Source organism: Paenibacillus barcinonensis, assembly GCF_003217495.1.
GTDB lineage: Bacteria > Bacillota > Bacilli > Paenibacillales > Paenibacillaceae > Paenibacillus > Paenibacillus barcinonensis.
The window spans coordinates 1-25981 of record NZ_QJSW01000008.1; the positions used below are offsets into that span (position 1 = coordinate 1).

The 25981-nt window shown below is 49.0% G+C and carries 24 protein-coding genes, 1 pseudogene and 1 other annotated feature; of the genes and pseudogenes, 9 read left to right on the forward strand and 16 right to left on the reverse strand.

The genetic code is table 11. The features are described from left to right. The first annotated feature begins 232 nt into the window (after positions 1 to 232). Complete coding sequence (locus DFQ00_RS13915; RefSeq protein WP_244213841.1) at positions 233 to 691, forward strand: hypothetical protein; 459 nt, start codon at positions 233 to 235, stop codon at positions 689 to 691. 328 nt (positions 692 to 1019) lie between these two features. On the opposite strand, the gene groL is transcribed toward DFQ00_RS13915, so the two are convergent. From groL to DFQ00_RS13950, 7 genes are all read right to left on the reverse strand, one after another. Continuing rightward, a complete protein-coding gene (gene groL / locus DFQ00_RS13920) occupies positions 1020 to 2651 on the reverse strand; it encodes a chaperonin GroEL (RefSeq protein WP_090918203.1) in 1632 nt (543 codons plus the stop codon). 74 nt (positions 2652 to 2725) lie between these two features. Then, the gene (gene groES / locus DFQ00_RS13925; RefSeq protein ID WP_110897098.1) at positions 2726 to 3007 is read right to left on the reverse strand and encodes a co-chaperone GroES; all 282 of its coding nucleotides are present in this window, start codon (positions 3005 to 3007) and stop codon (positions 2726 to 2728) included. Positions 3008 to 3492: 485 nt separating this feature from the next. After that, a complete protein-coding gene (gene tatC / locus DFQ00_RS13930; protein WP_110897099.1) occupies positions 3493 to 4275 on the reverse strand; it encodes a twin-arginine translocase subunit TatC in 783 nt (260 codons plus the stop codon). Positions 4276 to 4354: 79 nt separating this feature from the next. Then, positions 4355 to 4603, reverse strand: coding sequence for a twin-arginine translocase TatA/TatE family subunit (locus DFQ00_RS13935; protein ID WP_110897100.1), 249 nt, complete (start codon positions 4601 to 4603; stop codon positions 4355 to 4357). A 178-nt stretch (positions 4604 to 4781) separates the two neighbouring features. Then, positions 4782 to 5267 carry a MogA/MoaB family molybdenum cofactor biosynthesis protein gene (locus DFQ00_RS13940; protein ID WP_017690080.1) on the reverse strand — a complete coding sequence of 162 codons (486 nt, stop codon included), beginning with the start codon at positions 5265 to 5267 and terminating at the stop codon, positions 4782 to 4784. 37 nt (positions 5268 to 5304) lie between these two features. Continuing rightward, on the reverse strand, positions 5305 to 5808 hold the full coding sequence (gene moaC / locus DFQ00_RS13945; RefSeq protein WP_279630412.1) for a cyclic pyranopterin monophosphate synthase MoaC: 504 nt from the start codon (positions 5806 to 5808) through the stop codon (positions 5305 to 5307). A gap of 15 nt (positions 5809 to 5823) precedes the next feature. Further along, on the reverse strand, positions 5824 to 6462 hold the full coding sequence (locus DFQ00_RS13950) for a 5-formyltetrahydrofolate cyclo-ligase (protein WP_167433722.1): 639 nt from the start codon (positions 6460 to 6462) through the stop codon (positions 5824 to 5826). A gap of 302 nt (positions 6463 to 6764) precedes the next feature. Between DFQ00_RS13950 and DFQ00_RS13955 the strand changes: the two genes are divergently transcribed. Next, on the forward strand, positions 6765 to 8720 hold the full coding sequence (locus DFQ00_RS13955; protein WP_110897102.1) for an ABC-F family ATP-binding cassette domain-containing protein: 1956 nt from the start codon (positions 6765 to 6767) through the stop codon (positions 8718 to 8720). A 484-nt stretch (positions 8721 to 9204) separates the two neighbouring features. Further along, a complete protein-coding gene (locus tag DFQ00_RS13960; RefSeq protein WP_167433723.1) occupies positions 9205 to 10773 on the forward strand; it encodes a DUF1963 domain-containing protein in 1569 nt (522 codons plus the stop codon). A gap of 206 nt (positions 10774 to 10979) precedes the next feature. Here DFQ00_RS13960 and DFQ00_RS13965 read toward each other — a convergent pair whose 3' ends face one another. From DFQ00_RS13965 to DFQ00_RS13995, 7 genes are all read right to left on the reverse strand, one after another. After that, positions 10980 to 12536: a 2-isopropylmalate synthase gene (locus tag DFQ00_RS13965; protein WP_110897104.1), complete on the reverse strand. Its 1557-nt coding sequence runs from the start codon at positions 12534 to 12536 to the stop codon at positions 10980 to 10982. Positions 12537 to 12716: 180 nt separating this feature from the next. Further along, positions 12717 to 13076, reverse strand: a binding site (T-box leader). Positions 13077 to 13623: 547 nt separating this feature from the next. Continuing rightward, positions 13624 to 14682: a tRNA (adenosine(37)-N6)-threonylcarbamoyltransferase complex transferase subunit TsaD gene (gene tsaD / locus DFQ00_RS13970; RefSeq protein WP_110897105.1), complete on the reverse strand. Its 1059-nt coding sequence runs from the start codon at positions 14680 to 14682 to the stop codon at positions 13624 to 13626. Beyond that, entirely contained in the window at positions 14679 to 15200 is a 522-nt protein-coding gene (gene rimI, locus DFQ00_RS13975) for a ribosomal protein S18-alanine N-acetyltransferase (protein ID WP_244213842.1), read from the reverse strand. The genes tsaD and rimI overlap by 4 nt, the downstream gene beginning before the upstream one ends. Positions 15201 to 15217: 17 nt before the next feature. After that, positions 15218 to 16069, reverse strand: a complete 852-nt coding sequence (tsaB, locus tag DFQ00_RS13980; protein WP_110897289.1) for a tRNA (adenosine(37)-N6)-threonylcarbamoyltransferase complex dimerization subunit type 1 TsaB — start codon at positions 16067 to 16069, stop codon at positions 15218 to 15220. A 50-nt stretch (positions 16070 to 16119) separates the two neighbouring features. Continuing rightward, positions 16120 to 16605 (reverse strand): tRNA (adenosine(37)-N6)-threonylcarbamoyltransferase complex ATPase subunit type 1 TsaE, encoded by a 486-nt coding sequence (gene tsaE, locus DFQ00_RS13985; protein WP_110897106.1) that lies wholly within the window; start codon positions 16603 to 16605, stop codon positions 16120 to 16122. Positions 16606 to 16909: 304 nt separating this feature from the next. Continuing rightward, positions 16910 to 17086: an H-type small acid-soluble spore protein gene (locus DFQ00_RS13990; RefSeq protein WP_110897290.1), complete on the reverse strand. Its 177-nt coding sequence runs from the start codon at positions 17084 to 17086 to the stop codon at positions 16910 to 16912. Positions 17087 to 17090: 4 nt separating this feature from the next. After that, positions 17091 to 17390, reverse strand: a complete 300-nt coding sequence (locus DFQ00_RS13995; RefSeq protein WP_244213843.1) for a hypothetical protein — start codon at positions 17388 to 17390, stop codon at positions 17091 to 17093. A gap of 151 nt (positions 17391 to 17541) precedes the next feature. Between DFQ00_RS13995 and ku the strand changes: the two genes are divergently transcribed. From ku to ligD, 6 genes are all read left to right on the forward strand, one after another. Further along, a complete protein-coding gene (ku, locus tag DFQ00_RS14000) occupies positions 17542 to 18453 on the forward strand; it encodes a non-homologous end joining protein Ku (RefSeq protein ID WP_110897107.1) in 912 nt (303 codons plus the stop codon). A 384-nt stretch (positions 18454 to 18837) separates the two neighbouring features. Next, complete coding sequence (locus DFQ00_RS14005) at positions 18838 to 19707, forward strand: VOC family protein (RefSeq protein WP_110897108.1); 870 nt, start codon at positions 18838 to 18840, stop codon at positions 19705 to 19707. Beyond that, positions 19694 to 19993 carry a hypothetical protein gene (locus tag DFQ00_RS29520; protein ID WP_146236172.1) on the forward strand — a complete coding sequence of 100 codons (300 nt, stop codon included), beginning with the start codon at positions 19694 to 19696 and terminating at the stop codon, positions 19991 to 19993. Before DFQ00_RS14005 ends, DFQ00_RS29520 begins: the two co-directional genes overlap by 14 nt. Beyond that, positions 19986 to 21083, forward strand: a complete 1098-nt coding sequence (locus DFQ00_RS14010; protein WP_167433724.1) for a GerAB/ArcD/ProY family transporter — start codon at positions 19986 to 19988, stop codon at positions 21081 to 21083. The genes DFQ00_RS29520 and DFQ00_RS14010 overlap by 8 nt, the downstream gene beginning before the upstream one ends. A gap of 58 nt (positions 21084 to 21141) precedes the next feature. Further along, positions 21142 to 22092 (forward strand): ATP-dependent DNA ligase, encoded by a 951-nt coding sequence (locus tag DFQ00_RS14015; protein WP_110897110.1) that lies wholly within the window; start codon positions 21142 to 21144, stop codon positions 22090 to 22092. 89 nt (positions 22093 to 22181) lie between these two features. Then, positions 22182 to 23072 carry a non-homologous end-joining DNA ligase gene (gene ligD / locus DFQ00_RS14020; RefSeq protein WP_110897111.1) on the forward strand — a complete coding sequence of 297 codons (891 nt, stop codon included), beginning with the start codon at positions 22182 to 22184 and terminating at the stop codon, positions 23070 to 23072. Between the two features lie 85 nt (positions 23073 to 23157). Here the strand turns inward: ligD and DFQ00_RS14025 are convergent. Both DFQ00_RS14025 and cls read right to left on the reverse strand, forming a co-directional pair. Continuing rightward, a pseudogene (locus DFQ00_RS14025) lies at positions 23158 to 24057 on the reverse strand (YitT family protein); the annotation flags it as partial. A gap of 356 nt (positions 24058 to 24413) precedes the next feature. Next, positions 24414 to 25853 carry a cardiolipin synthase gene (gene cls, locus DFQ00_RS14030; protein WP_110897112.1) on the reverse strand — a complete coding sequence of 480 codons (1440 nt, stop codon included), beginning with the start codon at positions 25851 to 25853 and terminating at the stop codon, positions 24414 to 24416. Between the last annotated feature and the right edge of the window lie 128 nt (positions 25854 to 25981).

A 25981-nucleotide genomic window follows, 5' to 3' on the forward strand; every position in this document is an offset into this window, starting at 1 on the left:
GGTACTTTTCCCCTGCTGGTGGAGGATTTCTAGCTTGCTGCGTTCGATTATGCTAAGATGTGTGTAGCTCATGGTGGATTCTCCTTGTGTGAATGTTTGTTGTGGTGACTTCATTCTACACGAATCCGGCCATGGGCCATTTTTTATTTATTTCCAGTAGGTGTCGCACTTCATATTACAATCCGTCATTTTAAAAACAGTCAGTCCCACAAACTATCCAAATAGCAACTCATTGCTACCCATTGAAACCCTTTATAACAAATTAAAAAGTATAGTCGGTTCAAGTTTTACTGACGCTGGTTCAGATCAAGAACGTAACAGAGGTGCAGCATTACATAAATTAGTTTGTAAAAAATTGGGTTATTCAACTTATAAAGATGACGGTAGATTTCCTGACGTAAAACATCAATTGTTAGAAGTAAAGCTACAAACATCACCTACTATTGATCTTGGACTGTTTAGCCCTGATAGTACAAGCATTCTTGATATTCGACAAATTGATGGAAATCGTGTTAGATTGTGTGATGTAAGATATGCAGTATTCTATGGTGTCATTGAAGAAGGTCAAGTAAAAATTACAAACTTTTATCTTACTACTGGTGAAGATTTTTTCAGTCGCTTTCCGCAATTTCAAGGTAAAGTTCTTAATTCAAAATTACAAATAAAATTAAAGAAAGACTTCTTTGAATGAGTTTGTTTAAGACTAGCGTTGTTTAACTAGTCTTTTTTTTAGTGATATACTGAGGTTACCCGAAAAATATGCTACATTCGTATGACAGCTAAGAAAAGTAAAAAGGACGAGATAAAACACGTATAGCCTATCAGACCACTTCATTAAATAGACAATATGAAATGGTCACTAAAGAAATGGTGCTGTCGGAGTAACAGACGAGGAAAAAGAAAACAGCTATTTAAGGTTTTTTCGCAAAAAAAAGCAGGCCACCTTTTGGGATGACCTGCTTTTTTGTTCATTTTGGAGCTCGTACCTCTGTCGGCATAACCGAGGTTTTACACCTCAATTACATCATGCCGCCCATACCGCCCATGCCACCCATGTCAGGAGCGCCAGCAGCGCCTGCTGGTTCTGGCTTGTCAGCGATAACCGCTTCAGTAGTCAGGAACATTGCTGCTACGGAAGCCGCGTTTTGCAATGCATAACGTGTTACTTTCGCAGGGTCAACGATACCTGCTTCGATCATGTTAACCCACTCGCCAGTCGCAGCATTGAAGCCTACGCCAACTTGCTCTTTTTTCAGACGTTCCACGATTACGGAACCTTCTTCACCAGCGTTAGCCGCAATTGTGCGGATTGGCGCTTCCAGAGCTTTCAGCACGATGTTTACGCCTGTTTGCTCGTCACCGGACAATGCTACACCAGCAACAGCATGATATACGTTCAGAAGCGCAGTACCACCACCGGATACGATACCTTCTTCAACCGCAGCGCGAGTTGCGTTCAGGGCATCTTCGATACGCAGTTTGCGTTCTTTCAATTCAGTTTCAGTTGCCGCACCGACTTTGATTACCGCCACGCCGCCGGACAATTTAGCCAGACGCTCTTGCAGTTTCTCTTTATCGAACTCGGAAGTGGTTTCTTCCAGTTGTGTACGGATTTGGCTAACACGTGCATCAATATCGGATTTGTTACCCGCACCGTCAACGATGATTGTGTTTTCTTTGGTTACACGGATTTGACGAGCTGTACCCAGTTGCTCCACAACTGCGGATTTCAGGTCCAGACCCAGTTCTTCCGTAATTACTTGGCCGCCAGTCAGAGCAGCGATATCTTGCAGCATTGCTTTACGACGGTCACCGAATCCTGGAGCTTTAACCGCTACAGCATTGAATGTACCACGCAGTTTGTTCACAACCAGCATCGCCAGAGCTTCGCCTTCGATATCTTCAGCGATCAGTACGAGTGGTTTGCCTTGTTGAACGATTTTCTCAAGCAATGGCAAGATGTCTTGCGTGCTGGAGATTTTTTTGTCTGTGATCAAGATATACGGGTTGTCGAGAACAGCTTCCATTTTGTCCGTATCTGTGATCATGTAAGGAGAGATATATCCGCGGTCGAATTGCATACCTTCAACCACTTCCAGCTCTGTTGCGAACCCGCGGGATTCTTCAACAGTGATTACGCCGTCTTTACCCACTTTTTCCATAGCTTCAGCAATCAGTTCGCCTACTTCTTCGTCAGCTGCAGAGATTGCCGCTACTTGTGCGATGGATTGTTTAGTCTCAACCGGTTTGGAGATGGATTGCAGCTCAGCAACCGCAGCTTTAACCGCTTTGTCGATCCCTTTGCGGATACCGATTGGGCTAGCACCTGCAGTTACGTTTTTCAAGCCTTCTGTGATCAGCGCTTGCGCCAATACAGTTGCAGTTGTTGTACCGTCACCGGCAACATCGTTTGTTTTGGTTGCTACTTCTTTAACCAGTTGTGCACCCATGTTCTCGAATGCATCTTCCAGTTCGATTTCTTTAGCAATCGTTACACCGTCATTGGTAATAAGCGGGCTTCCGAATTTTTTCTCCAGAACCACGTTGCGGCCTTTTGGTCCGAGCGTTACTTTCACTGCGTTAGCCAATGCATCCACACCACGAAGCATGGAGCGACGAGCGTCTTCACTGAATTTAATGTCTTTAGCCATTTAAGAAAACCTCCCTGGTATATTGTGTAAAGTGGTACTGCTATATCGTTCGGTTAACCGAATAAAATTTGAAATTAGTCGAGAATCGCGTGAATATCGCTCTCTTTCATAATCAAATATTCTTTACCTTCGTATTTGATTTCTGTACCGGCATATTTGGAGAAAATAACGCGGTCTCCTTCTTTCACTTCCAGAGCTACACGTACGCCGTCTTTCAATACACCCGCACCAACTGCAATGATTTTACCCTCTTGCGGTTTTTCTTTGGCGGAGTCCGGAAGTACGATCCCGAAAGAAGTCGTTTGCTCTTGCTCCAGTGGTTCTACCAATACGCGTTCACCTAAAGGTCTGATCATGAAAAATAGCCTCCTTATTGAAATTATATAGCCTTGCATTGTAGGTTGCAGCCATATGTATTAGCACTCGACAGTGTTCAGTGCTAACAACCAACTTTATGATACTCAACTTGAAGCATGATTTCAAGTCTTTTTGATGAATTGTTGCGAGATTTTACGCCTGCTTAACATCCATTAAGCCAAATCTCACACTCTTAGCAGGACAATCACAGCTGGAACAGCTGGAGAAATGTTACATTGTTACGCTTTCTATTTTACGAGATTTACGAGTCCACATGCAAACCTGTCCCCTAACCCCCTTTTCCATTGTATCCACTCCCCGCCATAATATGCCTGCATGTCCAGGTTCTACTCTCGCTTTGCAAAGGATAGTAAACGACCCCGGGCAGAACATAATGTCTTCCCAGGGTCTCTTAACGAATGAACGACCTCTCCACTCGCGCTTCTATATTTTTATCAGGCTGCAAACCGTTTGTCTTCTCACCCTAACCCGCATGCTGCTTATCCTCTTCACGCACGTACCTTGATTCAATCTCCTGATCAGCCGCGAGTTGCTTGCGATACACAATCGCTGACAGAAACACACTGATCTCATACAGCAGCAGCAGCGGAATCATCACCAGCAGATCGGATATGAAATCCGGCGGTGTAACAACCACCGCGATAAAGATCAGTACGAAATAGGCCACTCTGCGCATTTTACGAAGACGTATCGGATTCAGAATCCGCAGCCCTGTCAGGAACATGATGAGTAGGGGCAGCTCAAACAGCAAAGACACCGGCAGCACAATACCGAACATGAAGCTGAAATACTGTTTCATACCATAGGTTTCGACCAGCCCCATTTTCTCCGTGATGGTGGAGGTGAACGCCAGTGCCATCGGAAAGACAACATAATACGAGAAGGCCACACCGACCAGAAACAATAAAAACACATAGGGCACATACTTCAGAGACGCCTTGCGCTCCTGCGGCCGAAGACCAGGGCTAACAAACTTCCAAATCTGATATACCGTAAACGGCAGCGTGATTACGATGGAAAAAAGTCCGGCAATCTTCATGTAGATGCCAATCCCGTCCCAGAAGGAAAAGGCATGTAATACAAAGCCCCGAGCCGTCTCCGCCTGGGTCAGATAACGGTAAACCGGGTCTGCCACGAAAAACCCTGCGATCAGCCCGAGAATAAAAATACATAATACGTAGATCAGCCGCTTACGCAGCTCACTCAGATGGTCCGAAAGCGTCATTTCTTCATTTTGCTGCGTCATGCCTGCCTCCCCTGGAATTCAGCTTTAAAATACAAAACCCTTCCGGCAGGAAGGGATCTCTCTTTCATTGCCTAAGACATTATTCCGGCAGACGTTTATCCGCAGGTTTCTCAGGAGTTGCTGTTTCCACTGCCACCGGTGTCGCTTTTTCCTGCTCTTTGCGGCTGGAAGCATCATCATCCGATATAATATCGCGCGCGCCTTCCTTGAACTCGCGGAACGTACGTCCAACAGCCCGTCCTAATTCCGGCAGCTTGTTCGGCCCAAACAACAGCAGTGCAATCACGGCCAGCAAAATAAAACCTGTTGGTCCAATTGAACTTAACATTGATCTTCCTCCTCGTTACAAGCTTATAAAATGTTCATACTTCGAAGTCACGTCCATCAGATATCTGAGCTGCATTTGAATTTATGCCCATCATACCACAGATGTAACCACTTACATAACCCGTAAAATGCTCAACTGTCACAACTTTCTTCAGATAGAGACATCCAGCGGGCAGAGCTCATTGTTTAAATTGGCCCGTCACCATCAGAAGCGCTTCAGGAAGCTGATCCATAATGGCAGCAAGATGCTCATGTACACCCTTTGGTGTTCCCGGCAGATTCACAATCAACGTGCGCCCCCGAATACCGCATACACCGCGGAACAGCATGGCCGAGCGATTTTTGCTCATCACACTGTATCTCATCGCTTCAGCCATTCCAGGCACCTCGCGCTCAATGACACGTCTGGTCGCTTCCGGTGTAATATCCCGAATGGCCAGCTCAGTGCCCCCCGTTGTCAGTACGAGATCGGCGTGAAAATAATCCGTCATCTCAATCAAAGCCGCAATAATCTCGTCCGGCTCGTCAGGAACAATCCGATATTCCACGATCTGACCGCCCAGCTCCTCCTCCACAAGCTCCCGAATGACTTGTGCACTCGTATCCTCACGTTCTCCGCGGGCCCCTTTGTCACTGGCAGTCAGGATTGCTGTTCTCCACACCATAAAGATCACCCTTCTCCTCTATGAAAATAAATACTCTTTATCGGTTGTAATCACCGTTTTTACCGCCGCTTTTGGTCATCAGCAGCGTTGGACCGATGATCATATCCTTTTGCATCGCCTTACACATATCATAAACCGTAAGTGCTGCGGCCGACGCTGCCGTGAGTGCCTCCATCTCTACACCTGTCTTGCCTTCGGTTTTGACCGTCGCTTCAATATGAAGCTCGTCTTCTCCGTTATCATGGAAGCGAATATCCACACCATTCAGCGCAAGCGGATGACACATCGGAATCCAGTCAGACGTTTTCTTCGCCCCCTGAATGCCGGCAATCTGAGCAACCGCCAGCACATCCCCTTTGCCGATTCGCCCTTGACGAATAGCTTCGAGTGTCTTCGGGCTCATTGTAACTTTGGTAACCGCAACAGCGGTACGCACCGTCACATCCTTGCCTGAAATATCTACCATCCTGGCCCGTCCCTGCTCGTTAAAATGAGTCAGCTTTCCGCTGGAGGACTGACCTTTATTTATTTCTGAGTTCAATCACATCACAACCCTTTATTCGATATGTACTATACCTTCGGGTGTTATCAACAGATCCAGCCGCAGATCAAGCGGCTCCATCGGAATGTCCGTCTCCAGTTGGCCTGGCAAGACCAGTGCAGCCATAAGCGGCCTTCTCCCCTGCTTAGCACAGTGCAGATCTAGACGCGCTGCAAAGCGGTCATAATAACCGCCCCCATATCCGATGCGGCCACCGGCAAGATCGTAGCCCAGCCCGGGTACCAGCACCAGATCAATATCCGGCCAATGTTCAGGAGGCAGCACCTCGCAAGATGCTCTAGGTTCAGGTATGCCCCAAATGCCTGGTTCAATATCCTGAGGTCCCTTCACTCGCCGCAGCTCCATGCGTGGCGGATCAGCAAGCACCTTGGGTGCAAGCATGACATCTCCCTTTTTCCATCCCTCTTCAAAAAGAAAAGTGGTAGAGGCCTCACTTCCATACGAAAGATAACTGAAAATCACCAGAGCCCCGGACACCTGTCTGTCCGGATTCAGCCGCAGACGTTCCAGCTCTCGCTTCAACCCTTCATTCATCCGGTTGACCGCTTGCTGACGCATCTGCTCGTCCATTCGTTCACGCAGCTGTCTGAGCCGTGCCCTGAGCTGCTGCTTCTGTTCCGCATGATCCTGCATAATGCTGACAAACCTCCTGTTGATCTGGAAGGTAAATAAAATCATTCAGTTCATTGCGCTTATATGTTATGACAAGATGTCATCTGGATGACCAGCTTGAAATGTTTCATTTTCTGCAAAATGCTCATGTAATAACATGTCTTCTTTCAGTTTATCATTGATTGACCAAAAAGACTACAAGCCTCCCCCCTTCCCAATCGGTGCATTTGCTCCATATTTCATGTAAACTGGAGGTAAGTGTCTAGGGCCTATCTTGAAACTCGCCCTAATCAAGAACTCGACCTATGGAGGAACTTAATTCTATGTTGCTGCAAGTATCCGGAATTATTAAACGTTTTGGTGTCGATCCGATTCTGGACGGCGTTAACTTACAAATATTAGAACGCGAGCGTATTGGTCTCGTTGGTGTGAATGGCGCAGGTAAATCGACTTTACTCAAAATTATAGCTGGCGAGATGTCCTATGATGGAGGACAGATTTTCAAATCCAAAGAAACCACGCTTGGTTACCTTGCGCAAAATAGTGGACTGCAGTCCGAGCGCAGCATCTGGGATGAAATGCTGCATGTCTTTGCACATCTGACCCAGACCGAGGCAGAGCTCAGACAGATGGAGCATGATATTGCCGATCCTGCCTTGATGCAGGATGAAAAGCAATATGCCGACCTGCTGGAGCGCTACGCAAGACGCTCGGACTGGTTCAAGGATCACGGCGGCTACGAGATGGAAACGCGTATTCGAAGCGTGCTGCACGGTATGGGCTTTGGTGACTTTTCACCCGACACACCTATCGGCACCCTCAGCGGCGGTCAGAAGACGAGGCTCGCTTTAGCTCGCATTCTGCTGCAAGCTCCCGATCTGCTCATGCTGGACGAGCCTACAAACTATCTGGACATCGCTACATTGACATGGCTGGAGGACTATCTCAGAGGATATTCCGGCTCGCTGTTAGTTGTATCGCATGACCGGTACTTTCTGGACAGACTCGTCACTACTATTGTCGAAATCGAACGTCATCGCTCCAAGCGATACACGGGCAATTACAGCCGTTACATGGAACTGAAGGCTGCCGAATACGAAATTCAGATGAAGCAGTATGAGAAGCAGCAGGATGAAATCGCAAAGATGGAAGATTTTGTGCAAAAAAACATCGTGCGCGCTTCAACTACAAAACGTGCCCAGAGCCGCCGCAAGGCGCTAGAGAAAATGGATCGACTCGACAAACCTCTCGGCGATCTCAAGAAAGCGCACTTCTCATTCGAAACTGCCGTTATGTCCGGCAAGGAAGTGCTGCGTGTGGACCAGCTGTCTGTTGCATATGACGAGGGCTCGCCACTGTTCCGCAACGTGTCCTTTGATCTGCGCCGGGGAGAAACGGTTGCGCTCATTGGACCAAACGGAATCGGAAAATCCACGATGCTGAAATGCCTTACAGGCAGTCTTCGTCCTGCAAAAGGTGACATTCAGTGGGGCACCAAGGTTCAGATTGGTTATTACGATCAGGAGCAGACGGGACTTAACCCTTCCAACACCGTTTTGGAGGAACTGTGGAGTGCTTACCCAGGGATGGAGGAAGCACGGATTCGGACTGTTCTCGGCAACTTTTTGTTCAGCGGTGATGATGTGCTCAAAAAAATATCCTCGCTCAGCGGCGGGGAGAAAGCACGTGTCTCTCTCTCCAAGCTCATGCTGAAGGAAGCCAATGTGCTTATTCTCGATGAGCCAACGAACCATCTTGACCTCTTTGCCAAGGAAGTGCTTGAGGCCGCATTGATGGATTACGAGGGTACACTGCTGTTTATCTCCCATGACCGTTACTTCCTGAACAAAATGGCAGAACGAATCGTTGAACTTCATCCAGGCGGAACAGAGCAATATCTCGGTAACTATGATGATTATGTAGAGAAAAAGCTGGAGCTGGAGGAGATTGCACGCGAAGCAGCGGAAGCTCGTCAGGCATCTTCCAAGTCAGCTTCTGCAGCAGCTCCCCCTTCAGCCTCCGAGAAATCGGGTGCAGCCTCCTTCGAAGCGGACAAACAGGCGAAACGCGAGGAGCGGAACAGACAGCGCAGACAGGAAGCACTGGAGAAGCAGATTGCAGAGCTGGAATCGGAAATTATGGGCTTGGAAGAACAGATGGCCCTGCCGGAAGTTTATCAGGACTATATGAAGCTACAAGAGTTGCAGCAATCCACGGAGGAGCACAAAACCCAGCTTGCACAGGCATATGAAGAATGGGAAATGCTCGCTATGGATTAAGAGCTCAGGCGTAATCAACACCATGACTGCGGTTAACGTAAATTCAAAGAAGACAAACAATTGGGGCTTAGCGTTACATTCGTAACGTGGGCCCTTTTTGAATAAGCAGCTCATCCTCATGTTTTCACATTTGTCAAATCCTCTCGATTCTCGTAAAATAAATTTCCAGAGTCTCACTTCACCTTTATCCACAAGTCTGAAAGAAACTCAAGCCTTGTTTTCATGTAATTAAACATTGGTAGAATAAGTTTTTCATGAAAAAACCATATTTATCCACCATGTTATCCACATTATCCACAATACTGTGAGTAAAACCACCGTTATCTATCCCCTGCATGAAGCATGTTTCGAAAACTTTAATTGCAGGCTTTCGCCTTGGTTATCAACAAATTATACTGGATATGTGGATAACTATACTCACACCTTGACAAATTCAATTATCACAATGGGAACCTGTTCATGTGCAGCCCAGGAAAGGAATCGTATGTACACAGCCACCACGCCCGAATTTACTATTGTTGTTCAAGCCCCCTTCTCTTCTGTACAAGTGTTCGGCTCCAGTGTAATTGCTCGCTGTACGCCGATCACACTGCTCTCCCCCTCTATGAGCGTCTGGATCATGGAAGAGGAGGACATGGAGCAGCCGGATGCTCTTTCGTCCAGATTATCGCGTATCACTGACGGATATGGTGATATCGTGGAACGGTATGAACTGGAAAGCGCTGGACTGACGGGCGAATATGTGAAGCAGCTGGATCGACTGATTGATGAAGAAGACGGTATAGATGTGCCATGGTATCGTCTGCGCGCCATGTTTTCTCTGAAGGAAAGTCCGAATATGCTCTCAGCCACAGCGATGTGTTCAGCAGCAGAACTTGAGGGAATTGAACAAGCCTTCTTTCAGACACTCGCTTCATTCAGACCTCATGCCCAATATGCAAGTACAGACTCCGACTCGGGAGAGAACACGGAATTCAAAATACAGAATCATGAGTTACAGGAGCATTTGCTTTATACAGCCATGCAGCGAATGGAGCAGATTGAACAGATGCAAAGGTTAAATCATGATTCGGAACGATTGTCTGGGCTGGAAGGACAAGATAAAGGCCAGTCTCCTAATGTTCAGGAGCGCTTTCAGCTTGCTTTGACCCACACTCGCTTACAAGAGCATGAAGATACGCTGCATACTATCGCTTACGCTGGATTTGCTCTGATCGAAGCAGGACCCGTTCCTGCCAGCCTACAGCCTGCTACACGTATTGGCGGTGGGCCGGATTTGCCGGAAGGTGTGGATTGGCCCCGTAATCATTCTGGACTGCACTATAACTTCCTCGCGCAGATCAGCCTGTCTGATTTGCCTGAATCCATTGATTATCTGCCTGCAAACGGCTGTTTAACCTTTATGTCAGATACTGATTTACAAGAGGGTAAAGTATTTTATTGGCCTGACGGCTACAAATGGGTGCACCATCCGCTTCCTGCGTATGCGGAAGACATCGCAAACAAGGTCATGCAGATGCTGATCTGGAGCACAGAAGATCAGCGACTTGTGGTCAGCCGGAATGAGCTGCTTGATCTGCGAGCACATACCGCAGCAGATGGCACCTTGTCCTTTGAGCGCTCGGGACAGCCTGTACTTGCATTTGCCTCGGAATATGAGATCAGTCAGGAGTCTCAGATGATGCGGATCTTCCCCACGCTCACCTTTCCTTACTCCAGTGAGGTATACAGCAATCTGGAACTATCTGACGCAGATGAGGCCATCGCAGCCCTTCGAGAACATATGCACGTTGGCGACGGCCCGCAGCACCAGATGCTCGGTCATCACCGTTCCACTGTTCGCGCTACCGAGCGTGCTATAGTCCACGCGAAGCAAAACGGGTGGCAGGAGCTAACTCGGGCCGAAGACTGGTTCATCCTGCTTGCGCTGCAATCTGGCGGCAGAGCCGGGTTTCAGTTCGAGGATTATGGCGAGTTTATCTTTCTCGCCAACCTCAAGGATACGAGGCGTGGCGACTTCTCACGTGTGTTTACCTACCTTGAGCTAGAATAATTCATCTATCTTAGTAAGCTCTGTTAAAAACATATATTCCACAAGCGCATTGCAGATTGCTTGATGCAAAAGGGCTCCTGTCGTCAAGTCATGACAACAGGAGCCCTTCGTATAGCTATAGCGTTTTTACCCTGATAAACAAACTCTTTTTCACTTCTAATTCACGGAGACTTCTGGACTTCTAATCAACTGAAACTTTGTTACTTTTAATGAACAGATGCTTCTTCACTCTCTGCCGACTCGGCCTTCAGCCCGGCTGCATTACATGCGGCAACATACGCCAGTCCTGCCGCCATCACGATATCATGATGTGTAGCACTACCGCGGAATTCACGCCCCGCACGTTCGACCGTAATCACGGCTTCGGCACTGGCTCCCTCTCCACCGCTGAGCGCATGCATCTCCATGTCCACAAACGTAATGTCATCTGAAATACACTGACCAATGGCCTGAATTGTCGCATCAACCGGCCCTCTGCCAACTGCCGAATACGAATGTTCACCTGAACTTGTGCGAATGCGCACCGCAGCCATACGGTCCGTCATACTGCCCGCAGTCACCTGCAGTTCAATCAATTCATAATCCTGTGCTGGGATGTTCATCGTCTGGCTGACCATTTGCAGCAGCTGGTCATCACTTACCACCTTCTGTTGATCCGCAGTTTCTTTGAACACCTCGTACAGCTGTTCCATCTGCTGCTCATCCGGTTCGAAGCCGTATTTGCGTACCCGATCCTTCAAGGCGTGACGGCCGGAATGCTTGCCCAAAATAATCATGCTGCGCGGAATGCCCAGTGCTTCCGGGTCCATAATCTCATACGTATTACGGTTCTTCAGCAAGCCATCCTGATGAATGCCCGATTCATGCTGGAAGGCGTTGCGTCCAACAACCGGCTTGTTATAGGCAATTGGAAAATGCATCGCCCGGCTGATCTGACGGGATGTTTCATACAGCTGGTTGAGCTTGATATTGGTCGCTGCGCCGATCACATCTCCACGGGTCTCCAGTGCCATAATCAGCTCCTCCAATGCGCAGTTGCCGGTTCGCTCCCCAATTCCGTTAATCGTTACTTCGATCTGTGATGCCCCGTTCGCAATAGCCGCCAGACTGTTCGCTACAGCAAGGCCCAGATCGTTATGACAGTGCGCGCTATATCGAACCTGATCACCGCCTCTTGCCCCCTCGCGCACTCGGCGGAACATCTCGCCGTACTCATGAGGAAGTGCATAACCAACGGTATCCGGCAGATTGATGATGCTCGCCCCCGCTTCAATGGCCACTTCAACCATCTCGATCAGATCATCCATTTTGGTACGCGCAGCATCCATCGCGGTGAACTCGACAGTATCGGTAAACTGGCGTGCATACGAAACCATCTCTCTTGCAGTGGCAACCACCTCGCTGCGCGGACGGCGCAGCTGATGCTCGATATGAATATCCGACGAGGATATAAACAGGTGAATTCGTCGCCGCGCGGCATCTGCCGTCGCCTGAACCGCCGCGTCAATGTCTCCTTTGACTGCACGTGCAAACCCGCAAATCTCTACCTGCTGCAATTGTCTCGAAATCGCCTGAACCGCCGCAAACTCCCCTGGACTGGAGATCGGGAATCCAGGCTCAATGACGTCAATGCCAAGCGAAGCCAACTGGTGCGCCAGTTCAATTTTTTGCTCTGGCTGAAGACTCGCCCCCGGTGCCTGCTCTCCATCACGCAGGGTTGTATCAAAAATGTCAATCATACGTTTATTCGGATTGGTCGTCATATTTATCAGCCTCCATTTTAGTTGGTTGTCTGTATCAGAGTGTACGTCGACTTACACTCCGATCTGCTTCAAAGGCTCTGATCAGACTTGCATGCATCCCGCTTCAACTTGCACCATATGGTTGTTCCCCCGCCCGACTTGCTGCCGGCAGCAAAAAATACAAATAACCCGCCATCTCATCAAAGAGACGGCGGGTTATTCTCCCCTCCGCGGTACCACTCTCGCTTGATGGCCCAGCTTATGCTGACACCATCCACCTCGTGTTCTCCCCAATTCATTGTACTGCGGACTACGCAATTGTCAGCGAATCCAGCCCATTGAATTCAAGAAAACTACCCTCTAACGGGGGTCAGCCGTTGCTCTGTACTCCTGAATGACTGCCTCGCCCACTATCTTGTATCGGAGGGCGTTCCAAATCTTCATGGTTTCCAAAGCTCTGTTCCCGGGCGAGATTCAAACGATTTCAGCCACTGCGTCGCACCATCCCCGCAGCTCTCTGAGCGCCTTAGCCGTTTTACTGCTCCCGTTCATCACTTTTGCTGATATTGTTCATTTGTTCATTAATAAATCAAAAAAGCCTGCCCTCCCCTGCAATAATGCAAGAGACGACAGGCTGTTCACCTTCGCGGTACCACTCTTGTTGACCTCCTCCTGTTCAATTCCGTTATCGCTGGCACATCATTGCGCTGTATGATATCGAAATCATTGAAAGGCTGGAAATCCCCTCTGTATTGCGCTTGATTTTCTTGAACTAAGCGCAGGCAACGGAGCAACTCCGGTCCGGCTTGGATAAGAATATCAATCACAACGGCCCTTTCACGGGGGCAAATCGTAACGATATACTGCATGCCAGCCTCAGCTTTAGGCTTCTGCTCGCATAACTGCGTTCCATCGTTCCGCTTCCAGGTGAGTTTCAGGTGTCCTTCGTCTGCGTTGCACCAGCCCGCAGCTCTCTAATGACCGGGAATAACCTTACTGCTCCTGTTCATTGCGTTTGTCTGTTTTAGTAGTTCATCAGTTCAGGAGGAAACCTCCTTAAATTTGTAACTAATATACATTCTTCCTAAATCATTGTCAACTGTTTGTTTCATGCTTCGGATTGCACCGACCACGCTTCCAGTGAAAGTCCAGGGTCTGCCTTCGCGTCAAAATCAGTACCTTCGCCCCGAATCCATTTCAGATAAGCGGCTGCACCAATCATCGCTGCATTATCCGTACAATACTCCATTGGCGGAATGACCAGCTCGAGCCCTTCCTTCGCGCAGCGTTCCTGCAACGCCGCGCGCAAGCCACGATTCGCTGCGACCCCACCGCACAGGAGCAGCTGACGCGAGCCATATTCACGAACGGCACGCACCGCCTTTTCCACCAAAACCTCAACGACCGCTTCCTGAAAACCGCGCGCAACCGCAGATGGCTCCAAGGCTTCACCACGCATTTTGGCCTGATTCAGTGCATTGAGCACCGCCGATTTCAATCCGCTGAGACTGAAGTCATAGGATCCTGCTTCAAGCCATACCCGCGGCAGAGGAACAACGTCCTCCGCTTCGGATGCCATCCGGTCTACATGCGGCCCACCCGGATAAGGACACCCGAGAGCACGAGCCACTTTGTCATACGCTTCACCGACAGCATCGTCCCGCGTGCGGCCAATCAGCTTGAACTTGCCTTCCGACTCCAGGTGCACAAGCTCCGTATGACCGCCTGACACCACAAGAGCCATCGCTGGATATTGCAGTTCACGCACAAGGCGATTCGCATAAATATGACCGGCAATATGATGTGTGCCGATGAGCGGTTTACCCAAGGCCATAGCGAGCGTTTTCGCCGCTACAATCCCTACAAGCAGAGCGCCGACCAAGCCGGGCCCCTGTGTAACCGCAATTGCGCTAAGATCACGCGGACGAATGCCGGACTGCTCGATGGCCTGCTCCAGCATCAGTGTGATAACTTCAACGTGCTTACGCGAAGCTACCTCGGGAACGACTCCGCCAAACGCTTTATGTGTTTCGACCTGACTGGAGATCAGGTTGGACAGCACTACATGTCCATCCTTGACCACCGCTACCGATGTTTCATCACAGCTGGTCTCCACCGCCAAAATGTAGGATGGGACAGAGCTTTGCTTATCTATAAGATCGTTCATGAATCCTGTACGCTTCCTTCCTCTTCGCCGCTCCGGCTGACAGGCGGCAGTACCGCCCACATGATCATTGCATCCTCTCCATTGTCGGAGTAGTACCCTTTGCGCAGACCTGCCGATTCAAACCCTTTTTTCTGATACAAGTTCTGGGCCACAATGTTGGATACCCTGACTTCCAGCGTCATTCGCTCCATGCCGAGATATGCTGCTGTTTTCATCAACTCGTCCAGCAATTTCTCGCCCAGCTTGCGGCCCTGAAACGCTTTTCTCACCGCGATATTGGTGATGTGAGCCTCGTCCATAATCGTCCACATGCCAGCATAGCCGATGGCTGTGCCATCCAGCTCCATGACCATATATTTAGCAAAATGATTATGCTTCAATTCATTGTGAAAAGCCTCTTCCGTCCAAGGGAGGGTAAATGCCTCATGTTCAATCTCCATCACGTCGGGAATATCCGCCACCGTCATGAGTCTGAACTGAAACAGATCATCCTGTCCTTTCATCGCTGTGTTACCCATCCGTTCTCCCTCTCCCTTCAGCCTTTGCGCAGCAGGTTCGCTTCCGCTTCGGACAGCTGGGTGTAGTTTGGCACCAAGGCATGTACGTCGTCACGCTGACCTGCAAGCAGCGCTTCGGCGCCGAGGCGCCCAATCCAGCGGCCCTCCAGCTCATACGGGACGAGCTGGAGCGCCGTTCCTGCGGGGCAGCGAAGCTCTGCCGCTGCTGCCGCATGCGGGCCCGTCTCGCCGACCAGCCAGACGGCAGCGGGCCGCTCTTCCGGCGCCGCCTCCGCCATGCGGGCGGCGAGCTCCTCCAGCCATCCGTCCATTCGGCGGATGGCATCCGGCGCCAGCCGGCGGGGTGCATCGCCGCCGGCGGAGGCGAACAGCGCGGTATAGGCTTGACCGCGCCGCGCATCCACGAGCGGAACGATCCAGTGGACAGGGGCGGCACTGGTGCCGCCCTGGTCCGCGGATGGCGTTCCGCCAGCCCCGGCTGCGGCATCATCTGCCGCAGCCTGCGCCTTGGCGGCGAGGCCGCTGTGCCAGCCGCCCCAGGCGAGGGCCTGCAGGCTGGACACCCCTGCAACGGGGATGTCCCATGCCCAGGCCAGTGTCTTCGCCGCGGTCACCGCAATGCGGATGCCCGTGTACGAGCCTGGGCCAATGCCGACGGCGATGCCGTTCAGCTGGCCTGGTTCCGTGCTGCTGGCAGCCAGCAGCTGCTCCATCACAGGCACCACATGTACCGAGTGATTGCGCTCGGCACGTTCATTACGCTCCTCCAGCAGCGACCGTTCCTCCATCACTGCTGCAGCCATTACTGCGGTAGATGTGTCCAACACCAAAAACCGCTGCCGCGGTTTATTTTGCAAATCGTGATTCATGCTCTTTTCCCGTAAATCCTCAGTCAAGCTTTTCTTTAGCAAATCTCCATTCATGCGATAACTCCGTTCTGTCTGAACTGTCGACACAATGCGGCATATGCCTCACCATACCCATCCAGTGTAATCATTCGATCCTCCGGGCCCGTTGTCTCGATCTGCACATGAAGATGCTCCTGTGGCAGCAGTTCGGGAATGATGCTGGACCATTCTACCAGACTGACGCCTGCCCCGTAAAAATATTCTTCAAGTCCGAGCTCGTCCGCTTCTTCAAGGGATATGCGATACACATCCATGTGATACAACGGTAGACGCCCCTCGTATTCCTTAATCAGCGTGAACGTTGGACTGCTTACGACATCCCTTACGCCCAAATGCCAAGCAAACTTCTGTGAAAATGCCGTTTTACCCGCGCCCAAATCACCATCCAGTGCAATCACCATTCCCGCGTGTGCCTGCACTGCAAGTGCGGACGCAAGCGCTTCTGTATCTGCAAGGTTATGCGAGTGGTATACCCACTGCTCATGCGTTTGATTCAATATATGCCCCACCTTTGACGGTTTCCCGCCTGAGTTCACTTTGACCCTTATTATATCGGTCCCTTTCCTCGCCCGCAACATCAAAGGGAGTTGCTGGAAACCCTAGACCTCATACCCATTCTTCATCGTTCTTATCATGCAAAAAAACATAACAAAACAACCGGCACCACTCAGGTACCGGTTGTTTCAAGTTAAGCTTGAAGCTGGATCAATCGGATAGATAATCAGGGTATATCAATTTACCGGTATCCCTGTGACATGTATACCTGATATCACACAGCTTCGCCCAACCCCCTCTATTCCTCTATTCCTCCAGTCGATCCACCCGCACAGTTTGCGTATTCCCTGGTCTGCTGCCTACCTGAACGGTGGCCATCCCATTCGCCTCATCTACATTTTCAATCCAGACAGGCTCTCCCTCAAGCGTCACTGCAATCGTATCCTTGGAAGCATAAATCGCTTTAGCTCGCTTGGCATCCATCATATTATTCGTAGTCTCCTTCCGGGTCTTCGTCATGAGCCTCCTGAACCATCGTATCCGTCGTACTTTCGCCAATATAGCCATTATCCTCCGTGACCTGACCTCCGCCTAACCCCTCATTGACCATCCGATCAATGTCGAGCATGAACGATTCCCGATCCAGCGGCAATTCCTCCGCCGTGACTGCTTCCCAGTTCACCGCCGCTGCAGGGGTATAGAACTCCTCTGCACTTTCGGCATCCTGTAGAGGATAAGGTGTAAATGCATGCTTGTGCGCCTCTTCCTCATCTCGCCTGTCCTTCATATGGCACCTCCCCAGATTGGTTTCTGTTATGAGACTGGCTTCTGTTATCATCCCCGACTCGTGCAGAACCATACAATCCGCGAACACAGGACTATCCCTTATCTCAGCTGACCATACTATGATCAAACAGAAATTTGAAAGGAGTGTCATTATGCATACAGTCTGGAAAGGCGCCATCAGTTTCGGTCTCGTTCATGTCCCGGTTAAAATGTTCTCAGCCACCGAGGACAAGGATATCTCCATGCGATATATTCACAAGGTCTGCGGCAGTCCGCTCGCTTATGTTCGCCAGTGCCCCTCCTGTGAGGTGGATGTCCAGTGGGAAGAGATCACCAAAGGCTATGAATATGAAAAGGGTAAATTTGTTCTGTTCGAAAAAGAAGAACTGGAAGCATTAAATGAGTCCAGCAGCAAAACCATAACCATTCTGGATTTTGTAGACTTAACTGAAATTGACCCCATCTATTTTCAGAAAACCTATTATCTTTCTCCTGATCAGGCTGGAAGCAACGCTTATCAGCTGCTGATGAACGCCATGCGAGACACAGGTAAAATCGGCATTGCCAAGGTCTCGATTCGCTCCAAAAGCAGTCTCGCCGCCATTCGTGTGCTGGAGAACTGTTTGGCGATGGAAACTATATTCTACCCGGACGAGATTCGCCCGGTATCCCAGGTCCCCAACCTTCCTGAAGTTCAGAATGTCAATGAAAAGGAACTGACCATGGCCAAGCTGTTAATCGACCAGTTATCCACACCATTTGAGCCTGACAAATACAATGATGATTACCGAACAAAGCTGCTTGATCTTATTCAGCATAAGGTTGCTGGAGAAGAGATTAAGATTGCACCTGCAAAACCTGAAGCAAATGTCATGGATCTGATGGCTGCCCTTCAAGCCAGTATCGAAGCAGTTAAGCCCATTGCTGCAGACCCTGGTACAACGACGGCCAAGCCAAAAAAACGCACTCCGCGTAAAACAGCCACTCAAGCCGCTGCCGGGGGAGAAAACGATGCAGCTGTCACACCCAAACGCAAGAAGGCATCCTCCAAGCCAAAAACATAATCCCCTCTATTCATAAGCAGGCTTGGGTCGGTAGCCTTGATACGTTTAACTCAACAAAAAAACATGGGACTTTCGCTTCCTTCCATTCGTGACTAAGTTTGTCGGCCCCGTAGCTGATGAGCTTTTTTTTGTGTTACTGCTTCGCATCATAATAAACAAACACAAATCGTTAATTTAACACTGTTGTGAAAATTACGTTGACGAAAACAAGTTTATATTTTATATTAACTTATAAAAAGTAACTTATTTATATTTATATAGCTTGATTTCAGCGTTTTCTTGTTATTTACTTGGCTGCTTTATACTCATTAGCTCGATTTTCACTTCATGCTTGCTTGATTCCGCATTACATTAATCCAACTAAACATTCCGGGAGGAATTATTATGAGCGCCACTTATCAAATTCCAGCAACCACCCATCTGGGTGAAGTCAGTCTGAAAATTAGCAATCTGGAGCGTTCCATCCAGTTTTATACGGACGTTGTCGGCTTAAAGCTGCTGACAAGACAAGATCAAATCGCAACGATGACCGCAGACGGACATCATTCTCTTCTACGCCTTGAAGAGGTGAGCAACAGCATCACTTTGCCTGAACGCACTCATGCCGGCCTGTATCACTTTGCCATTCTTCTGCCTGACCGCAAGTCGCTTGGACTTGCGGTTCGTAACCTCGTAGCTTCAGGCATAGACATTGGTCAAGGAGATCATCTGGTGAGTGAAGCCTTCTATATTTCCGATCCTGACCTGAACGGAATTGAAATCTACACCGACCGCCCACGTGACACGTGGAGACGTGATGCAGATAATAATTACATCATGGCCAGTGATCCCGTCGATGTACAAAGTCTGTTTGATCTTTCAGCAGACGCAATCTGGAGTGGCCTGCCTGCTGGCACGGTGATTGGTCATGTTCATTTTCACGTTCGCAGTCTGGAAGAAGCACGCAGCTTCTATTCAGGCGTTCTGGGATTTGATGTTGTAGGCAACTTCGCCAACATGTCTGCATTATTCATATCTGCGGGCGGTTACCATCACCATCTCGGGCTGAACATCTGGGCAGGGGTGAATGCTCCGATTAATCCTGTCAACGCTACAGGCATCGACTATTTCACCATTGTTTACGCCCATGCCCATGAAGCTGAGCAAGCAGCACAGCGTTTGCTTGCATCAGGCGTTGAGATTAGCCGTGACGGTGAAACCTGGTATGCAACTGATCCACAGAATATCCGCATTCGCCTGATTGCTGAAGCGTAAGCTGCGACCTGCTACTACGCAAGGCACACGTTTCATCGCCGTAATCAAGGCAGACAGCGACATCTATATACGCAATCTCCTGCTCGTTACTGACATCTGCTTTATTCTAAACCTGTTTCCTGTCACCACAGGTTACAGCCAAACAAGCCTGACCCTCATCTCTAACAAGCATTATGCAGAGAATGAGCGGATCAGGCTTTTTTCTATGCAATTGATAAAAATCAAAATATTGGCACATCCTAACCTCCAGACCATGATCGATGAAGGAGATTTTTCGAATGATTGAAAAGGGACGTTTGACCGTCAGGCAGCTCGCTTCGCTCATGTTCCTTTGCACAATTGGGGAGCAGATTCTTGTCTTCCCTTCCATGATCACATCTTATGCCCAGCAAGATGCCTGGATATCCTCTTTAGTTGGCGTTGCAGGAGGAACTGGCGTGCTCATGATCATGCTGGCTGTCTATAATATCAACCCGCGACTGAATCTGATTGAACATGTGCTTCGAATTTTGGGTCCATGGATTGGAGCAAGCGTTAGTGTGTTCTATCTTTTTTATTTTCTGATCAGCTCATCAACTTTTATCCGTGAAATGGGCGATTTTGTGGGGTCAGAAATATTGAAAAATTCACCGTTATGGGCGCTGCATCTAACGTTTATCTTCGCGCTCGCATGGGGGCTGCATTCGGGGCTGTCTAACATCGGCAGAACAGGAGAAGCTTTTTTACCTCTGGTCGTTCTATTCTTGATCATTCTAGTGCTCTGCCTGTTGCCCAAAGCAGAACTTGAGAACGTGAAGCCCGTTCTTGGACAGGGTCTTCTTAGCCCCTTCAAAGGTTTTATTGCCGTGTTAACCTATCCGTACTGTGAAATGTGCATTTTCATGATGATCTTGCCCTACACCGAGCGTAGACCCCATCTGAAAAGAGATTTTCTGCTCATGGGTATGATTGGCGGTTTATTGCTAACGCTAACATTAAGTATATGTCTGCTCGTCATGGGGCCATTTATGACACAGCATAACTGGTTTACCTCCTTCAATCTGTCCCGAATGATTAACATCGGAAATTTTCTGCAACGGATTGAAGCCATTATGGCTTCCGTCTGGGTCATCGCTGTTTTTTTCAAATCAGTGCTCTTCTTTTACAGCTTTGCACTAGGCTTGGCTCATCTGTTTCGATTGTGCAGCTACCGGATTTTGATTCTGCCAAGTTCACTGCTTATATTAGCCCTCTCTATACTGATTTCACCAAATGAAACCTTCTATCTGAAAGTGATCATTCCGTACTGGATTGACTGGGACCTGACCTGCGGAATTTTTCTGCCATTGCTGCTGTTGCTGATCCATCATATGAAACTTCGCCCGCAAAAACATTAACCCCTCCACGTACTCACGTTTGACTCTAATCAGGCAGCCGTTAAGGAAAGGAGTAGTCATGTTGAAACCCATTATTCCGTTTGAACCAGTATCTCGAGACATACTGCCTTCAGGTTCACAGTGGGTTGCTCAGATTAAGTGGGATGGTGTACGTATGCTGGCCTATGAGAACGGACAGAAGCTGCAGCTGGTGAATCGGAGATTACATAACCGAACAGTGCAATATCCCGAACTGGTACAGCCGCGCAGCCTGTGCTCCGCCTCCTCTTATATTCTCGACGGAGAGATTATAGCGCTAGATCCAAATACAGGACGGCCTTCCTTTTATCATGTGCTTCGTCGGGATCGCATGAGCAAGCCGGATGGAATTACACAAGCCGTGCATCAGATTCCGATCACTTATATGGTGTTTGATATTCTCTTTCATGATGGGAAATGGGTTACAGATCAGCCGCTGGCTTCACGTCAGAAATTGCTGCATGAGGTGCTCTGTACAGGCAAACATGTGCAGGAAGTGACGAACTCACCGGATGCCGCTGCCCTGCTCACGGTCATGAGGCAACATCAGATGGAGGGCATCGTGATGAAGGACCTCAACAGCACCTACGGAATTCATGGAAAAGATGCACGCTGGCAGAAGGTCAAAATCATGCATGACCTCTACGCCATGATCGGAGGGGTGACGTATCGCAGCGGAATTGTCAATGCCGTGGCTGTTGGTGTATATGATGGACCTCGTTTTATCTATATCGGTCATGTTGGAACGGGCAAGCTGAACTCCACCAGCTGGCGCGAGCTCACAGCACAGATCCAGCCGCTCATTACAAATGACAGGCCCTTCTACAACACTCCTGAACGCAGTGCAGAGACAACCTGGATTACACCTCGGCTTGGCCTCAAGGTGCAGTATATGGAGCTGACTCATCATCGTACACTGCGACATCCCAGCATTCAGACCTTTGCCGACGTGAATCCTGAAGATTGCCCGATAAGCCAGCTCGAACATTAAGCTATCGGAGGTAGTCCGCCCAGCAGCTCTGACCTCTGTACGTTCACTTTGTTCATTTACGAATCGCTCAATAAACAGGAGGTGCTTCTATGCCACAAAAAGTTACAGGCTCCATTATGGTTGAGGGCGTGGAACTCACCGTCACCAATCCAGACAAGCTGTTATGGCCGGAAGCTGGCGTTACCAAAGCCATCTATCTGCAAAAGCTGGCCGCGCTGGCTCCGTATCTGCTGACATATACACGCAACCGCTTGCTGACAACCATTCGATATCCACATGGCGTGGGAGGAACGTTCTTCTATCAAAAGAACGCACCTGAGCCTGTTCCTGATTTTGTGCACACGCAGAACTATGAAGGCATCCGATACATCGTCATGAATGAGCTGCCTCAGCTGCTCTGGCTCGGAAACCTGGCTGCTCTTGAATTCCACCCTTCACTACATGCCATCAACAGCGCACTTCCATGTGAGTGGATGATTGATCTGGACCCTTCCGTGGAGCACGAGCCCCGAATCATGCAGGCCGCATTCATTGTAGGCGAGACATTATCCTCGCTCGGACTGCAATCCATTCCGAAAACATCCGGTGCCACAGGCGTTCAGATCATTGTGCCCGTTACCCCCGGCGTAACATTTGATGAATTGCGAGATATCGGTTACTTTGTCGGCAAGTATGTCACACAAAAGCATCCGGAATTATTTACACTGGAACGGCTGAAAAAGGAGCGCGGAAATCGAATCTATTTTGATTATCTGCAGCATTACGGTGGCAAAACGCTCGCCTCCCCCTACACACCTCGTGCCAAGCCAGGAGGGACCGTCTCCACCCCGCTGACCTGGGATGAGGTACGCCGTGATGTCTCCATTCAGGATTATCACTTGATGAATATTATTGAACGTCTGGACCTTGTTGGCGATCTGATCGCAACTGTTCCTCCGCAGCGGGTGGAGCTGATTCTGAAACATCTGAAGAAAAAATAGCCGATACCCTGTCACTCAGGATACCGGCTATTTGCATACACATATGAATCATGATGACCAAGAAAGGAATCTCTAGTGGATACCTTTTTTTCTTGAAACGTCCGCCCTTCACATCGTGAATGTTACCGATCGCTACGAAAGCCTGCGGGTCCCAATCCTCAACAATGGTCTTCAGCTTGGCTTCTTCCAGACGAGTAATGACAACAAAGATAATTTTCTTCTCATCTCCGCTGAAACCACCCTCTCCGTCCAGATACGTTACTCCACGTCCCAAACGATCCGTCAATGCCGAACCAATGTCACGATATTTCTCACTAATGATCCATACCGACTTGGACTGATCCAGCCCCTCATTCACGATATCAATCATCTTCATCGCAATATAATAAGCAATCATGGAATACAAAGCGTTCGGCCAGCCGAATACAAATCCGGCACCCGCAAAGATAAATACGTTAATAATCAGAACGATCTGTCCGACAGACAGCGGTGACTTCTCACTGAACAGAATTGCTACAATCTCCGTGCCGTCAAGTGAACCGCCAGAACGAATCACAAGGCCTACCCCTACACCCAGAATCAATCCACCAAATACAGCGCCGAGAAGCGGCTCACCCGGTGTAAGTGCCGGAACATCGTGGAGTAGAGATGTCCCGATGGACATCACAACAATCCCGAGTAATGTGGATAGCGCAAACGTCTTGCCGATCTGCTTGTAACCCAGAATCAGAAACGGCAGATTGAGCAGTGTCAGAAATATCCCCAGCGGCAGATGGGTAAGCTCTGACACCATAATCGAGATGCCCGTGATGCCACCATCAATAACGCCATTTGGCACAAGGAATACTTCAAGCGATACAGCCATGAGCGCAGCACCAACCAGGATCATGACGATACGCTGCAAAAACTTCAGCGTGAACACCGAGCTTCTGACGCCGCGGTCAGCTTGCTTGGCTGTTAATTCTTTCACCGTTACATTGGACATGGTATCCCCCCCGTAAAATCAGAATGTGAATCCATTTTATATATCCATTAAATGACTCCACGGGGTAATTCCATGTAGAAAACGAGCAGCGCTTGATTCTGCATGTACTCTAACCCAACAGCCAAACGGGGCATCTAAAGGCGATATAAAATAGATTCAAGATGTACTTCTTGCCGGATCACACTTCCAAAAGAGAGCAAAAGGGAGCCTGTTTTCCCGCAGACTCCCCTCCTTCGCCAAGACATGATTTATATAACTATTATATCATAAAAGATCAAACTAGAGCAAAATAGTTAGCAAAAAGAAGATAAATTCTCAAAAAGTGAATTTATCTTCGGAAATCTGCCCTAAATCGGCTAAAGAAGCGGAGAAAGCATGCGAGAAAGCATTTCAGCCCCTTTTTGCCAGCGTGAGCGATGTTGAAATTGTTGTGTATCAATCTGACTGCATTCCTCCAAATCACGTTCAAAATCCTCAAGCAGACGATGAATCGAAGAGCTTTCGAACAATACAGCCGTTAATTCAAAGTTACAGAAGAAGCTGCGCATATCCATGTTCGCTGTACCTACCGTGGCCAGCAGCTCATCCACAATCATCACTTTGGCATGAACAAAGCCCTTTCTGTATTGATAGAACTTTACCCCGGCTCGCAGCAGCTCTTCAAGGTAGGATAGTGATGCCAGGTGCACCAGCTTCGAATCCGATTCGTATGGAATAATAATGCGTACATCCACCCCGCTGACCGCAGCCGTTTTGAGAGCCTCATACAGAGCAGGGTCAGGAATGAAGTACGGCGTCGTAATGTAGATTCGCTCACAAGCAACCGATATCGCCCCAAAACACATTTCCTGAATCGCATCCCAATCCTGATCGGGTCCACTCGCCAGAATCTGGATACGCTCTCCTCCACTGCAAATATGCGGCGGAAACAATTCTGCAAGCTGCGGCTCCGTAATTCGTTTTCCCGAGGCCAGCTTCCAGTCATTAAGAAACGTGCTTTGCAGGAAATAAACTGCATCTCCTTCAATCTGTACATGGGTATCTCTCCAGAAGCCCACCTTCGGATATTGCCCCAAATAGTCATCTCCCACGTTAATCCCGCCAACAAAACCCACCTTGCCATCCACCACCACAATTTTACGGTGGTTACGGTAATTAACCCGGCGATCAATCGTTGCAATGAGCGGTGGCAGGAAAAAATGAAACTCCACACCTGCGTCATAAAGCTTGCGAATAAAACTCCAGCTCATGTTGTGGCTGCCGAGTCCATCGCAGATGAATCGCACCTTGACCCCCTCCTGCGCTTTGCGAATCATCACATCTTGAAAGCGGGTCCCGATGACATCATCTCGGAAAATATAAAACTCGACATGCAGATGATGCTCAGCCTTCTCCATCTCCCTTAACATGGCTGCAAATGCCTCTTCGCCATTAGTTAGCACTTTACTCCGATTACAGCCTGTAATGGGGCTCTCGGACAGATGAGAGAGCAGATTAAACAGTCGATGCTGATGGTCATACCTGTCTCCAGGCATCTGGGCAATATCATCGACAATGTGTGCCTGCTTCCAGATCGTTTCGCGCATCTCCCGAAAGATTCGTGACCCGCCCTTGCGAAGCTTTTTTCGTTTGCTATAGTCCTGAGCTACGAAATAATACACGACGAACCCGACCAGAGGCACGCAAAACAATATAAACAACCACGCCACCGCTTTAGCCGGATTACGAAATTCGAACAACAGAATTGTGGCAGCCTGAAAAATAAATACAACTAAAATGATGACCAGCCAAAACATGTGGCTCCCCCTCTATGTCATACTTTCTGAAACCCTCTCATCCATAACGTCAAGCATTTTCGGCCTGTGTAGCTATCCTTTCATGGATCGTCATGCCGCGCTTTCATTTTAACCAGCTTTGACGATAT